General features: G+C 72.5%; 15 protein-coding genes. 8 read left to right on the forward strand and 7 right to left on the reverse strand.

The genetic code is table 11. The features are described 5' to 3' along the window. Position 1: 1 nt before the first annotated feature. The 3 genes from F4553_RS36475 to F4553_RS36485 form a co-directional block, all read right to left on the reverse strand. Complete coding sequence (locus tag F4553_RS36475; protein WP_184845667.1) at positions 2-184, reverse strand: hypothetical protein; 183 nt, start codon at positions 182-184, stop codon at positions 2-4. A gap of 9 nt (positions 185-193) precedes the next feature. Continuing rightward, positions 194-586 (reverse strand): PPOX class F420-dependent oxidoreductase, encoded by a 393-nt coding sequence (locus tag F4553_RS36480; protein WP_184845669.1) that lies wholly within the window; start codon positions 584-586, stop codon positions 194-196. 127 nt (positions 587-713) lie between these two features. Further along, the gene (locus F4553_RS36485; RefSeq protein ID WP_184845671.1) at positions 714-1,244 is read right to left on the reverse strand and encodes an EF-hand domain-containing protein; all 531 of its coding nucleotides are present in this window, start codon (positions 1,242-1,244) and stop codon (positions 714-716) included. A 145-nt stretch (positions 1,245-1,389) separates the two neighbouring features. Here F4553_RS36485 and F4553_RS36490 point away from each other — a divergent pair, with 145 nt between their 5' ends. The 4 genes from F4553_RS36490 (at position 1,390) to F4553_RS36505 (ending at position 6,384) form a co-directional block, all read left to right on the forward strand. Beyond that, a complete protein-coding gene (locus tag F4553_RS36490) occupies positions 1,390-3,057 on the forward strand; it encodes a C39 family peptidase (protein WP_184845673.1) in 1,668 nt (555 codons plus the stop codon). A gap of 50 nt (positions 3,058-3,107) precedes the next feature. After that, positions 3,108-3,845: an ATP-binding cassette domain-containing protein gene (locus F4553_RS36495; protein ID WP_184845675.1), complete on the forward strand. Its 738-nt coding sequence runs from the start codon at positions 3,108-3,110 to the stop codon at positions 3,843-3,845. Beyond that, on the forward strand, positions 3,842-4,519 hold the full coding sequence (locus F4553_RS36500; protein ID WP_184845677.1) for a hypothetical protein: 678 nt from the start codon (positions 3,842-3,844) through the stop codon (positions 4,517-4,519). The genes F4553_RS36495 and F4553_RS36500 overlap by 4 nt, the downstream gene beginning before the upstream one ends. 506 nt (positions 4,520-5,025) lie before the next feature. Beyond that, entirely contained in the window at positions 5,026-6,384 is a 1,359-nt protein-coding gene (locus F4553_RS36505; RefSeq protein ID WP_184845679.1) for a hypothetical protein, read from the forward strand. Positions 6,385-6,570: 186 nt separating this feature from the next. Here F4553_RS36505 and F4553_RS36510 read toward each other — a convergent pair whose 3' ends face one another. Together F4553_RS36510 and F4553_RS36515 are read right to left on the reverse strand one after the other, a co-directional pair. After that, positions 6,571-7,416 carry a hypothetical protein gene (locus F4553_RS36510; protein WP_184845681.1) on the reverse strand — a complete coding sequence of 282 codons (846 nt, stop codon included), beginning with the start codon at positions 7,414-7,416 and terminating at the stop codon, positions 6,571-6,573. Beyond that, a complete protein-coding gene (locus F4553_RS36515; protein ID WP_312875527.1) occupies positions 7,413-7,913 on the reverse strand; it encodes a DUF456 domain-containing protein in 501 nt (166 codons plus the stop codon). Before F4553_RS36515 ends, F4553_RS36510 begins: the two co-directional genes overlap by 4 nt. A gap of 162 nt (positions 7,914-8,075) precedes the next feature. On the opposite strand from F4553_RS36515, the gene F4553_RS36520 reads away from it, so the two are divergent. Genes F4553_RS36520 through F4553_RS36535 form a run of 4 tightly spaced genes read left to right on the forward strand, consistent with a single transcriptional unit; the run spans position 8,076 to position 11,297 of the window. Continuing rightward, positions 8,076-8,918 carry a tryptophan 2,3-dioxygenase gene (locus F4553_RS36520; RefSeq protein WP_184845683.1) on the forward strand — a complete coding sequence of 281 codons (843 nt, stop codon included), beginning with the start codon at positions 8,076-8,078 and terminating at the stop codon, positions 8,916-8,918. After that, positions 8,911-10,164 carry a kynureninase gene (locus tag F4553_RS36525; RefSeq protein ID WP_184845685.1) on the forward strand — a complete coding sequence of 418 codons (1,254 nt, stop codon included), beginning with the start codon at positions 8,911-8,913 and terminating at the stop codon, positions 10,162-10,164. The genes F4553_RS36520 and F4553_RS36525 overlap by 8 nt, the downstream gene beginning before the upstream one ends. Continuing rightward, complete coding sequence (locus F4553_RS36530; RefSeq protein WP_221470622.1) at positions 10,161-10,964, forward strand: alpha/beta hydrolase family protein; 804 nt, start codon at positions 10,161-10,163, stop codon at positions 10,962-10,964. Before F4553_RS36525 ends, F4553_RS36530 begins: the two co-directional genes overlap by 4 nt. 30 nt (positions 10,965-10,994) lie before the next feature. Continuing rightward, positions 10,995-11,297 carry a hypothetical protein gene (locus F4553_RS36535; RefSeq protein WP_184845687.1) on the forward strand — a complete coding sequence of 101 codons (303 nt, stop codon included), beginning with the start codon at positions 10,995-10,997 and terminating at the stop codon, positions 11,295-11,297. A 4-nt stretch (positions 11,298-11,301) separates the two neighbouring features. On the opposite strand, the gene F4553_RS36540 is transcribed toward F4553_RS36535, so the two are convergent. Next, positions 11,302-12,060 carry a helical backbone metal receptor gene (locus F4553_RS36540; RefSeq protein WP_184845689.1) on the reverse strand — a complete coding sequence of 253 codons (759 nt, stop codon included), beginning with the start codon at positions 12,058-12,060 and terminating at the stop codon, positions 11,302-11,304. Positions 12,061-12,066: 6 nt separating this feature from the next. Further along, on the reverse strand, positions 12,067-12,813 hold the full coding sequence (locus tag F4553_RS36545; RefSeq protein WP_184845691.1) for an arginase family protein: 747 nt from the start codon (positions 12,811-12,813) through the stop codon (positions 12,067-12,069). Between the last annotated feature and the right edge of the window lie 109 nt (positions 12,814-12,922).

Genomic DNA, 12,922 nt, shown 5'->3' on the forward strand with positions numbered 1-12,922 from the left:
ATCAGCGCCGGCGCTCGGCCCGGCCGGTGCCCCGGTCCCGGCCGGTCGCGTCGCGTCCCGCCTTGTCGCGTCGCAGCGCCGCCCGCATGGCCAGGTAGAAGACGCCGTAGAGGGCGGCGAAGACCAGCACGATCAGGACCGCGAAGCCGGCCAGTAGCTCCCAGCCGCTGAGGTTCTCCAGCATGCGCGCCCCCTACCGCGAGCCGATGATCTTCTCGGCCTCGATGGTCAGGAGGACCCGGACCTGGTCGCGCCCCTCCCACCACGGGTACGCCGTCCCCAGGTAGCGCTGCGCCAGCTCCTCGATGTGCGCCGCCGCCCCCTCGGTGGCGACGTCGAGCACCCGCCCCCGGACCTCGAAGTAGCGGAACTGGTCGGCCGGGTCCGTGACGGTGAGCGCCACCCGGGGGTCGCGCCGGATGTTGCGGACCTTCTGGTGGCTCTCGACCGTGTTGATCAGGACGTGCTTGCCGTCCGTGTCGACCCAGGTCAGCGTGACCTGCGGCGAGCCGTCGGGCATGAGCGTGGCGAGGTAGCAGTTGCTGCGCTGCTGGAGCAGGTCGACGAGCCCATCGGGAAGATCCATGCCGCTACGCTACCCGCGACCGCGGACCGCGGCGCGCTCCCCGTCCCGCTTTGCGGCAAAGTGTGCCCATGTCGCGCCGCGAGACCACGCTGTGCTGCAAAGCGGGACGGATGGCGGCGGGCTGGCGTCAGGCGTACGGGTTGCGGGGCTGGTCGCTGGTGTAGAAGACGACCGCCGAGTGCAGCGCCGCGTCGACGTGGATCGGGCCGCCCTGTGCCGGAACCAGGTGCCGTAGCTCCCCGGCGGCACCCTGCGGTGTGCAGCCCATCGCCCGCAGCATCCGGCTCCATTCGTCGGGGCTGACGCGGCCGTCCCCGTCGGTGTCGGCGATCGCGATGACGCTGCGCGCCCAGGGCCGGACGATGGCCGTGAAGCCGAGCGAGTTGTTGAGCATGCGGCGCGACGCCCCGGCGATGAACTCGGTGCGGCTGATCCCGCCGTTGTGGTCCTCGTCGGTCTCCTGGGCGAGTCCGATGAAGAGCCGGTGCGCCCCGTCCAGCAGGTCGGTGGCCTTGGGCGAGTGGGCTGGGACGGCGTAGGTGTCGAGGATGCTCCGCGCCATCGCGGCGACATCGGCGGAGATGATCAGACCGTCCCGGTCGTGGTCGAAGGTGCTGAATCGATCGGACATCTTGGCCTGGTAGTCGTTGAGGCCCATTGCATAACTCCCGGTGAATAGCCCGATACCGGCAAACTCTACATTTGGGGTGACTCGCGCAGACTGAACATAGATGAACTTATATACTGGACATATACCGGGGCCTGGCGCAATGGGAGGAGCAAGCCAACCCGAGGAGGCTGAAATGTCATCCACCAGAGCACCCCTGCTGGCCGTACTGGCCGTGGGCGCCACCATCATGACCGGGCTGCCCGCCGCAGCCGCTCCGGCGGCCCCGGCACCCGTCGAGGCATCGGCGGTACGGACCGCGTCCGGCGGCTACGACATCGTCGTCAACGGCGTCACGCTCGCGGGCGTCGGCGTCAGCGACCCCGCCTACACCGTCTCGGTCACCCCGCACCCCGGCGGGCGCCGAGCCGCCGTCATCACCGACTTCGACGGCACCTCGGGTGCTGAGCTGCGCCTGGTCGGCCTCGACCTCGCCGCACCGAGGACCCTCCACACCGGACGGATCACCTCCGCGGCGTGGTCCGCCTCCGGGAGCCTCGCCCACGTCGCCGACGGGGTGCTGCGCGTGCAGGGGACCGCCACCGCGATCCGGCTGCCCGGAGTGACACCCCGGCTGCTCGGGTGGGCGGGGGAGCGTGCCCTCTACGCCGAAACCCACCCCGGTGCCGCGAACGAGTCCGGCTACGTCCCCAGCGCCGTCCGGGTCGACCTCGCCACCGGCGCGATCACCACCGTGCTCGCCAGCGACCCGGCCCGGTCGATCGTCTACCGGGACCTGCGGCTCGTCACCGTCGACGGGGTCCAGCGGCTCAGCTACGTGCTGGCGCAGCACGTGCACCCGTGCGGCGGCGCGGTCACGGCGATCGGCCTCGCCGACCTCACCGGCACGCAGGTGCTCGCCGTCGGGGCGACCGGCGACTCCTACCGGTCGGCGGTCTTCAGCCCCGACGGGCGCAGTGTCGCCGCCGAGCGGCAGGCCTGCGTCACGCCCGCCGAGAAGGCGTCCGGCCCGGAGACGGCGCTGGCGAGGGTGGGCGGCGTCAACGGCGTACACATCATCGATGTCTCGTCCGGCGCGAGCCGGCGGGTGGTCGCGGGGCTCGCGGTCAACTTCCCGCTGGCCGGGTGGAGCGGGACCAGCGTGCGGCTCGCGTCGACCCGCTTCGGCGACCGGCGCGTCGACGCCTCGGCCGCGACCCCGGCGGACGCGGCGGCACTCGACGCCGCGGTCGCCCCGCGGGCCTCCACCCAGGCGCGGATCAACCCGAACAAGTTCGTCCACCAGCTCTGGGACACCCGCGACGAGTTCAACGGCAACTCCGCCTGCGGCCCGACCAGCGCCGTGATGGACCTCGCCGGTTACCAGCTGCCCAACGAGTGGGGGATCCAGGTCAGCTCGCCGTCGTCGCACTGGTCGCGGTGGGGGCTCTACATCACCAACACCTTCAGCAACGCGGGCACCACCTTCAACCGCACCCAGCCCGACGCCTCCGGGCGCGGTGCCTGGACCGGCGCCTACGGCTGGATGGTGCGCGACTACCGGGTCGGCACCTACTGGAACGAGATGACCGACTTCCTGCAGCGCAACGGGGCCACCGTCCGGACCGGACTCTATGACGCCGCCTGGATCCGGGCCCGGATCAACGAGGGCTACATGGTCGTCACCAGCGGCATGTACGTCTACGGCCAGTACGGGCACATCGCCCTGATCACCGGCTACACCGACGACGGGCGCTTCTACGTCAACGACCCCTACGGCAACGGCACCGACGCCAGCTTCGACGGCCAGAACTCCGTCTACACGCTCGACTACATCCGGCCCAAGAACTACTGGGCCGCGTGAGACCACGGCAGGGGCGGCCGGATGCCGGTCGCCCCTGCCACAATCGCCCGATGCGCCTCGACGACATCTGGCTCCGCTACGCCCGCGGTGCCCCGTGGGTGCTGCAGGGCGTCACCGCCGCGATCGGCCCCGGCGAGACCGTCGTCGTCGCCGGGCGCAACGGTGCCGGGAAATCCACGCTGCTGCAGCTCATCGCCGGTGTCCTGCGCGCCGATCGCGGCCGGGTCACCGAGCGGCCCCGGGTCGTCGGCTGGGTGCCCGAACGCTTCCCGCTGGGGGTGCCGGGCACCGTGGCGGCGTACCTGTCGGCGATGGGTGCGATCCGCGGCCTCGCGGCCCCCGCGCGAGCCGCCGCCGTCGACGGCTGGGTGGAGCGGTTGGGGCTCGGCGCCTTCCGCGACACCCCGCTCGGCGACCTCTCCAAGGGCACCGCGCAGAAGGTCGGCCTGGCTCAGGCCCTGCTCACGCCGCCGGAACTGCTGATCCTCGACGAACCGTGGGAGGGGCTCGACGTCGCCACCCGCGACATCGTCCCCGAGATCGTCCTCGAGGTCGCCGCCGCCGGCGGAGCCGTGCTCATCAGCGACCACCGCGGCGAGACCGCCCGCCTGCCCGGCGCGACACAGTGGACGGTCATCGACGGCCGCGTCACCACGGCCGCGGCCGCAGACCAGCCGCGCTACGTCATCGAGATCGAGGCCGCGGGCGACGAGGTCCCCGCCGTCGTCGCGCGCCTGCGGGCCGACGGGCTCACCATCGCGCGGGTACGCCAGGAGTCCACCCCGTGATCGCCCTGATCCGGATGCGGCTGACCGCCTTCGCCGCCACCGGCCGGATCATCGCGCCCCTGATCGCCGCCCTCATCGCCGTGGGCACCCTGCACGGCGGCGGGCAGACCGGCACCGGCGAGGCCTTCGGCACCACCGCGGTCGTGCTGTTCCCGCTGCTGGCGTGGCAGACGAAGGCACTGCTCGACACCGAACCCGACGTGCAGCGGCGCCTCGTGCTGGTGGCGATCGGCTCGCCGCTGCGCGAGATCTGGGCCGGTGCCGCCGCCGCGCTGATCGCCGGGCTGGGCACGCTGCTGCTCGGTTTCGCGGCACCCTTCGCGCTCAACGCGCTGTCGGCGGAGTCCTTCGCGACCGGGCTCGTCACCGGTGTCTGGGCGATGCTGCTGGTCCTGCCGCCGGCGGTGGCGCTCGGGGCGCTCGCGTCCCGGCCGATCACCCGGTCGGCGGGGATCGGGGTCGCGGTGCTGGTCGGCGGGTCGGTGCTCGCCATCGTGCTCAGCCTGCCGGTCTCCCCGGTGCCGTGGTTGGCGCCGCCGCTGGTCCGGCTGGGCCGCTACGCCGCCGACGCGGCTCCTGATGCCGGCGGGATGGCCCTGTTCACCATGCATGCGGTGCTCTGGACCGGGGTGGTCGGCGGGGTCTACGCGTACCGCCGCCTGAGCCAAGCCTGATCCGCGCTGAGCTTGACCTGTGTCGGGCCTGGCCTGTGCCGGGCCTGGCCTGTGCCGGGCCTGGCCTTCGCCGGGCCGGAGCGAGCCGCTTCCCGGACGCGCCGGGCCGGGCCGGTGTGTACTGCGCGGAGCTTTGCTCTGCTTACACCCACGCACCTGCGCCAAGCCTGACCTGTGCTGAGCTTGACCTTCGCCGAGCCTGGCCTGTGCTGTGCCTGGCCTGTGTCGGGCCGGAGCGAGCCGCTTCCCGGGCGCGCCGGGCCGGGCCGGTGTGAGTGTTCTGCGCGACGCTTTGCTCTGCTTACACCCACGCACCACCGACTAAATCCGGATTTTCCCGGTGATGCGCCGGTGTAAGCAGAGCAAAGCGTCGTCGCAACCACTCCGGCCCGCCCCGGTGTCCACAGTGGGTGCCGCGCGATCCGGACCGTGGGTCGCGGCGGGCGGGACGGGATGGGAGGATCACGGCCTCGAATCAAGGTGGAGCGCAACCGACAGGAGTCGCCGTGGTGGAGGTCCGCAACGAGGCCGCGCAGGACGATGCGCTGCACCGCTTCTTCTCGACCCAGGTCAGGCCGAAGGAACGGCTCGCGGCGGTGCGGAAGCTCGCGACCCAGCTGTGGCACCGGGGCAGGGACGCGGTCGACGGCGACGACGACGGCGCCGCGACGCTGCTGCAGTGGGTCGAGCACCTGCCGATCCGCGACGGTGCCGAGCTGCGCGCGCACTACGGCACCGACACCGAGGCGACGGCCGAGGCGCTCATCCGGGAGTCGGCGTCGCTCGCCGGCTGGCTCTGGACGGCTGCCGCCGTCGTGCCGGCACCGCCGCCGATCGTCCACACCGTCAAGGTCGCGCTGCACTCGCTGGTGGAGATCCGGCTGATCGGCGAGCTCTACTCGCTCTACGACGACCGCGGGACCCACCGCGACACGGCGTGGCTCCACACGATCCTGCACGCCTGGGCGGTCGGGCACCCCGTGGCGACCGGCCGGGTCTCGGTGATGAGCAGCCGCGACATCGCGGTGAAGCTGCGCCACTCCTATGTCGAGCTCGCCAGCGACCAGAGCCGCCTGTCCCGCGTGATCCACCGGGGCCGCGACGGCGCCGAACTCGTACGCCGGCTGGGCCGCCGCTTCCAGCGCCGGCTGCGGCTCGACCCCAGCGCCTGGCCGAAGCCGCCCGCGATCTCGGCGAAGGAGATCGTCACCGCCGCCGCCGTGGACGCCGTCCGCAAGAAGGTGGGCCTGAGCGCCGCCGCCGAGGCGCCGGGGACCCCGAAGGAGTACCTCGCCGAGGCGTGGGCGCAGCACGACCAGGCGCGGGCCGCCGCCGGTGCGGGGTCGGCCCCGTCCGCCCGGCTCGCCACCGCCCTCGACGCGCAGGAGCGGCACCTGCAGTCGTTCTCCGTGCAGCTCAAGGCCCCGCACATCCCGCAGCAGCGCCAGGGCGAACCGCCCGCGCCGACGACGGCGTACGCGCACATCCTGCGGGCCGATGAGGCGATCGACAGGCTGGAGGCGGTCGGCGCGCAGCCCAAGCGGCTCGGCGACTGGCCGTTGCCCGCACGCAACACCCTCGTCTACACGGTCGTCTCGGCGATCCTGGCGCTGCCGATGAGCTGGCTCGCCGCGAAGACCGCCGGTGCCGCCGACAGCCCGGTGGTGACACTGGCGCTGCTCGCTGCTTCGTTCTGCGGGGTGCCCGCGTTCGCCTACGGCATCGGGATGATCGCGATCGGCAAGCTCTTCCGACCGTGGCTCGGCGGGCAGGTGCCGCGTTCGCCGATCCTGGGGGCGTTCGTCAGCATCGTCGTACCCGCGGTGATCACGGCAGTCGTCGCTGCGCTGCTGCACTACCTCTGACGACCGTAGATCTTGTGCGTTTTCCGTCGCTAGAGCGACGGAAAACGCACAAGATCTACGGAAGACCCTGCGGCGCAGCCGCATGTAGGACCAACTCTTCAAGAGTTGCGACGATCTTGCCCGCGCCGCGCCGCCGCTTACCCAAGCGGGCCAAGCGGGCGGACGCGCCGTGCGGGCGGACGCGGGCTACGCGGGCTGGAGGGGCTTGGCGGGAGCGCGCCACAGGCCCCACAGGCACAGCAGCGCGGCCGCCGCGAGAGGCCCGCCGTCGCGGACCAGGCCGTCGAGGTCGAGCAGCAGCCAGCACAGCGCCAGGTGCAGCGCCAGCACCGCCACCGTCAGCAGCCCCAGCGCCCAGCGGGCCCACCGGTGCCCCCGCAGCAGGAAGATCGCGATCAGCACCATGAGGTTGCTCATGGTGAGCGCCGCGATGAACCACACGATCACCAGCGGCAGCGCACCGACCTCGCCGGAGAAGACGTTCCCGAGCGCGATCACGCTCGCCACGATCATCAGCGGGGCGTAGGTGAACGACGCCACCCGGGCCGTGAGCAGCCACCCCGGGATGGGCGGGCGGGTCGACTTCGCGGGCAGCCACTCGATGCCCTGCTTCGTGACGGTGATCCGGTTGGGTGGGCGGACCAGGTGCTCCTGCAGCGTCGCCGAGCGGTAGAGCAGCACGACTACGGTGAGGCAGAGGACCGTGACCAGCGCGAACCCTGCTATGCCCGGCAGCGCCGGGTAACCGGTGCGGGGCACGACGAGCCGGGCGACACCGAAGATGGTCGTGACGGCGAGGATCAGCCCCAGGGGTGCGGCGCTGCGTCGGCCCTTGCGTACGTGGTAGATGAGGATGAGGAAGCCGAGCGAGCGCAGCAGCGCCCACCCGGTCCGCACGAAGAGCGCCCAGCCGCCGCCGGGGGTCACCCACCAGTTGAGCGCCTCCACCGCCGCGGTCGCGATCGAGGTGGCGATCAGCAGGGCGGTGAGGAGGCGTACCGCCGGGGGTGTGGGTCGGCCCGGGACGGTCATGTCGCGAGCAGCCCGCCGACCCAGACCGCGGCGATCGCCAGGGCGGCCCCGAGCTCGATGAGCATCGAGACACCGGCGGCCTTGAGCGCGTGCTTCGTCGAGGTCCAGGAGGACTTGCCGTCACGCAGGCGCAGCAGTTCGGCGAGCCAGATGCCGAGGACGAAGCCGAGGATCAGGCCGACCACGGGCACCACGAAGAACCCGACGATGCCGACGACCCCGCCGATGAACAGGGAGAGGTTGGGAACGCCGTTCTGCTTGAGCTTCCGTCCGGGCCACAGGTATTTCGCGACCTCGCCGACGATCGCGATCAGCGTGGCGATGCCGAGGATCGCCCACCGGCCCCAGCCGGAGTCGGTGAAGATCGCCCAGACGAGCACGCCGATCCAGCAGAAGAGCAGGCCGGGCAGCGCCGGGACGATCACACCGAAGACGCCGATGACGATCAGCAACCCGGCCAGCGCCGTCATGGTCGTGCTCAGATCACCCAGGTCCACGCTCAATCTCTTTCCCTCGACGATCGCCGCCAAACGTCGGCACGGCTGGCGCGGAGTCTAATCCGGGTCAGATCACACCCGCGGGCCCCCGAACGGGCGGATGATCGACACGTGATGTGATGGGTCCAGGTTCAGAGCCGAACCACCCTGAGGAGTCGAGCCATGAGCAGCGATTTCGCCCACCCAGGCGAGGCAGAGGGGCTACCCGCCCTGGATTTTGCCGCGACGACGCCCTACGAGGACTACGTCCACGCGACGGTCCTGAGCAACCTGCAGGAGCCGCTCTCCGACGATCCGGGGGAGATGGCCTTCCTCGTCACCACCCAGGTGATGGAGCTGTGGTTCATCCTGCTGGTGCACGAGTGGAAGGTCGCCCGCGACGCGCTCGCCGCCGACGACCTGACCACGGCGATGGCCGCCATGGCCCGCAGCACCGTCTCCCACCAGGCGCTCAACGATTCCTGGAAGCCGATCGCCAACCTCACGCCGGTGCAGTTCAACGCCTATCGCACGGCGCTCGGCGAGGCGTCGGGGTTCCAGTCGGCCAATTACCGCCGGGTCGAGTTCCTCCTCGGCGACAAATCGGCGTCGCTGCTGCAGCCGCACCGGGGAGCGCCCGCGGCGCACGCCCAGCTCGTGGCGGAGATCGCCGAGCCCAGCCTCTATGACGAGGTGCTGCGCTACCTGAGCCGCCGGGGCTACGACGTCCCGGCCGAGGTGCTCGCGCGCGACCTGAGCGCGCGCTACGAGGCGAGCGCGGGGGTCGAGCAGGTCTGGCGCGAGATCTACGCGGGTCCCCAGGACGACCAGTTGGTACGCCTGGGCGAGGCGCTCACCGACATCGGCGAGCTGGTGTGGCGCTGGCGCAGTGATCACCTCCTCGCCACCCGGCGAGCGATGGGCGCGAAACCCGGCAGTGGCGGCTCGCCGGGCGTGGCGTGGTTGGAGAAGCGGGCGGCCCGGTCGGTCTTCCCCGAGCTGTGGACGGCGCGTAGCTATGTCTGATCTGTCTGACCTCACCACCGAAGCGGCGAGCCGCGACGCCGCCGACCCCCTGGCCCACCTGCGGGACCGGTTCGACCTGGACCCGGACGTCGTCTACCTCGACGGCAACTCCCTCGGCGCCCTCCCGCGCGGTGTCGCCGAGCGGGTCGCCGAGGTGATCACCAAGGAGTGGGGCCGGGACCTGATCCGCTCCTGGTTCGGCAACGGCTGGTGGACCGCGCCCGAGCGGGTCGGCGACAAGATCGCCCCGATCATCGGTGCCGCGCCCGGCCAGGTCGTCGTCGGCGACTCGACCAGCGTCAACCTCTTCAAGGCGCTCGTCGGGGCGGCCCGGCTGGCGCTGCCGGACGACGGGCCGCCGCCGGGAGGCGCCGAGGCGAGCACGGGCGGCGGGGCGTCGAACGCCCGGACCGAGCTGCTCGTCGACGACGAGACCTTCCCGACCGACGGCTACATCGCCTCGTCGGCGGCGGAGCTGACCGGCCTGGTCCTGCGCCGGGTGCCCGCTGCCGGGCTCGCGGCGGCGATCGGACCGCAGACGGCGGTCGTCCTGGCGAACCAGGTGGATTACCGCAGTGGCACGCTGCTCGACCTCGCCGAGCTGGCCCGGGCGGCCCGGGCGGCGGGCGCGGTCGTCGTGGCGGACCTCTGCCACAGCGCGGGCGCGCTGCCCGTCGGGGTCGACGCGCTCGGGATCGAGCTCGCCGTGGGCTGCTCCTACAAGTATCTCAACGGCGGGCCGGGCGCACCCGCCTACCTGTATGTGCGGGCTGACCTGCAGTCGCGCTTCCGGCAGCCGCTCTCGGGCTGGCACGGGCACGTCGAGCCGTTCGCGATGCGGACCGAGTTCGAGCGGGCGGGCGGCATCGTCGCCGGCCGGGTCGGCACGCCGGAGATCCTCTCGCTGGTCGCGCTCGACACGGCGCTCGACGCCTGGGCCGGGGTGGAGATCGAGGCGGTCCGGGCCAAGTCGATCGCGCTCACCGACTTCTTCCTGCGCTGCGTGGACGAGCTGGTCCCGGCCGGTGCCGTGGCCTGCGTGACGCCGGTCGAGGGGGCCCGGCGGGGCAGCCAGATCGCGCTCGCCTGCGCCGACGCGGAGCGGGTGATGGCCGAGCTGACCGAGCGCGGCATCATCGGCGACTTCCGCCCGCCGGACCTGCTGCGCTTCGGGTTCGCCCCGCTCTACCTGCGCTACGCCGACGCGCTGCGCGCGGCGACCGTGCTCGCCGAGGTGCTGGGGTGATCGTGCAGTCGGAGGAGGACGCCGCGTTCGCCCACGCTCCCGTGCCGCCGCAGGAGACGGTTCGCTACGGCCCGCATCAGGACCAGGTCGTGGACCTCTACCACGCCGGTGACTCGGGTGCCCCGATCGCGATCCTGCTGCACGGCGGCTTCTGGAAGCAGGAGTACGACCGCAGCCACCTCACCCCCTTCGCCGCCCACCTCGCCGACCGGGGCGTCACGGCGGCGCTCGCGGAATACCGCAGGGTCGGCGTCGACGGTGCCGGCGGCTGGCCGAGGACCTTCGACGACGTCGCGGCGGCCGTCGACACGGTCGTCGACCTCGCCGGGGACCGCCCCGTCGTCCTCTTCGGACACTCGGCGGGCGGGCACCTCGCCCTGTGGTCCGCGGCCCGGCACCAGCTCCCCGCCGACGCGCCCGGGCACCGGTCGGGTCCGCTGCCGCTGCGGCGCGTGGTCGCGCTGGCCCCGGTCGCGGATCTCGTCTCCCACCTGCGCCGGGTGCCCTCGCACGCGACGATCGTGGGCCTGCTCGGCGGGGTGCAGGACGGCGCGGCGAACCTCGCTTACGCCGACCCGCTGACGCTGCTGCGCGAGCACGGCTCGACGGGCCTCCCGACGGTCCTGTTGCACGGTGCCCTCGACCGGGAGGTGCCGCCGGAGCAGTCCGAGGTCTATGCCGCGGCCGACGACACGGTGCGGCTGCGGATCCTGCCCGGGATCGGCCACTACGCCCCGATCGACCCCGACACCGCGGCCTGCGAGCTGCTGGTGGCGGAGTTGCGCCAAACGGAGGTGTGATGCCGCAGGCCGATCGCGTAGCTTCATGCCGTGGCTGTCAATCCTGGTAAGGCTGTGCTCGGTCTCCTGCTGGGCCTCGGCGGGCACGCGCTCGCCTTCGCGGGCGGGTTCGTCGCGGCCCGGCTGACGACACCGTCACCCGGTGGCGGCTTCGAGGACCTCGCCAACGTCGTCGGCACCTTCATCCTGATCGAGGTGCTGCTGGTCTTCGCCGCTCTGGGAGTCGGCATCGGGCTGATGCGCCGGGGCCGGGTGGATCTGGGCGGCGGCATCATCGGCGGCTGGCTACTCGGCCTGGCGGCCCTCCTGGTCCTGGTGCAGGTCAACTCCTGACCCCTCACCGCGGTCGGGCGGCGCCGAGCTGATCGGTGAGCACGGTCCGGGCTTCGGCGAGGCTGGGGCCTCCCCAGGTGAGGTGGCGGCCGGAGACGAGCGCGCAGTCGATCCCGGGGAACGCCTCCGGCCCGTCGGCGGCGGTGAAGGCGTAGGGCTCGTCGGGCAGCACCACCAGCTCCGGGGCGAGCGCCAGGATCTCGTCGAGGGACGGCCGCGGATAGCGGTCGGTCCCGTCGAGGAGGTTGCGACAGCCGAGCCGCCGCAGCAGGTCGCCGGCGAAGGTGTCGCCGCCCAGCACCACCCAGGGCCGCCGCCAGACCGGCACCACCACGGTGATCTCCGGTGCCGGCGGCGGCTCCGCCCACGCGTCGCGTGCCCGGGCGAGCCACGGCGGCCGGTCCAGCCCGAGCGCGGTGAGCATCCGGTCCAGCGAGTCCAGGGCCGACGGCAGGTCCCGCGGGTAGGTCACCCAGACCGGCACCCCGGCCGCCTCGATCGCCTCGACGTCCTCGCGGCGGTTCTCCTCCATGTTGGCGAGGACCAGGTCCGGTCCCAGGTCGAGCAGCGCCCCCACGTCGGGGTATTTCGTGCCGCCGACCCGGGGCAGGCCGAGCTCGGCGGGGTGGGTGCAGTAGTCGGTGGCACCGGCGAGCAGCCCCGGCGCGGTCACGGCGACCGCCTCGGTGAGCGACGGGACCAGCGAGACCACCCGCCGCGCGGCGCGGGGCACCGCCACGTCACGGCCGAGGTCGTCGAGCATCGCCCGCTACGCCCCGAGCAGGTCGTCGGTGAAGGGACGCAGGATCTCGGCGCTGCGGTGGCCGGGGTACCAGGTGCAGGCGATGCCGACCGCCACGACCCGGCCCGTCGCCACGATCGCCGCCGCGGCACCCATCACCTCGGCGAGGCTCGGCCCGCCGGGCACCGGGAAGCGCAGCCCGGGCACATCGTCGGGGCTCGCCACGTCGAGGTCGAGGTGCAGGTAGATCGGGCCGTCGGGCAGCACTCCGGCCGCGATCTCGCTGACGGGCCGCACGGTGATCGCCGAGGACTCCAGGTACGCCGCCTCCGGCGGGTCGAGGTCGCGGGCGTCGACGAGCAGCACGTCGGTCTCGGGGACCGGGCGCAGGCCCAGACCGGTCGCGATGAGCTCGGGGCGGTAGCCGGTGAGGACCCGCAGCGGCATCCCGCCGATGTAGCCCGACGCGGTGGTCTCGACGGTCTGCACGTCGCCGTGCGCGTCGAACCAGACGATCGCGGGGGCGATCCCGGCGCGCTGGAGCCCGGCCACCACCCCGAGCGACGTGGTGCAGTCGCCGGAGTAGACCTCCGGGCGCCCGCCGCCCGCGACGATCGTGCCGACCGTCTCGGCGACGTGGTCATAGAGGACGGTCAGACGCTCCCAGATGGAGCCGTCCGGCAGCTCCGCGGTGACCACGGTGGAGGGTGCCGACGGGATGTCGAGCCCGGCCAGGTGCTCGTCGAGGTGGTAGGGGACAAGGATCCGATTCACCGTTCGACCGTATCCGTACAGCGCACGCGGCGGATCGATCGGGGTGGCGCGCCGGAGCGATACCTGTCGGATATCAGCCACAAAAATGTGCATATCGTGCAAATTTGCC

The sequence above is a fragment of the Allocatelliglobosispora scoriae genome (genome assembly GCF_014204945.1).
Taxonomy (GTDB): Bacteria; Actinomycetota; Actinomycetes; order Mycobacteriales; family Micromonosporaceae; genus Allocatelliglobosispora; species Allocatelliglobosispora scoriae.

Coding starts and splice junctions, on each gene's coding strand:
- F4553_RS36485 (WP_184845671.1), bottom strand. CDS start 1,244: ATGGGCCTCAACGACTACCAGGCCAAGATGTCCGATCGATTCAGCACC.
- F4553_RS36480 (WP_184845669.1), bottom strand. CDS start 586: ATGGATCTTCCCGATGGGCTCGTCGACCTGCTCCAGCAGCGCAGCAAC.
- F4553_RS36510 (WP_184845681.1), bottom strand. CDS start 7,416: ATGACCGTCCCGGGCCGACCCACACCCCCGGCGGTACGCCTCCTCACC.
- F4553_RS36475 (WP_184845667.1), bottom strand. CDS start 184: ATGCTGGAGAACCTCAGCGGCTGGGAGCTACTGGCCGGCTTCGCGGTC.
- F4553_RS36525 (WP_184845685.1), top strand. CDS start 8,911: ATGTCTGATCTGTCTGACCTCACCACCGAAGCGGCGAGCCGCGACGCC.
- F4553_RS36495 (WP_184845675.1), top strand. CDS start 3,108: ATGCGCCTCGACGACATCTGGCTCCGCTACGCCCGCGGTGCCCCGTGG.
- F4553_RS36540 (WP_184845689.1), bottom strand. CDS start 12,060: ATGCTCGACGACCTCGGCCGTGACGTGGCGGTGCCCCGCGCCGCGCGG.
- F4553_RS36520 (WP_184845683.1), top strand. CDS start 8,076: ATGAGCAGCGATTTCGCCCACCCAGGCGAGGCAGAGGGGCTACCCGCC.
- F4553_RS36490 (WP_184845673.1), top strand. CDS start 1,390: ATGTCATCCACCAGAGCACCCCTGCTGGCCGTACTGGCCGTGGGCGCC.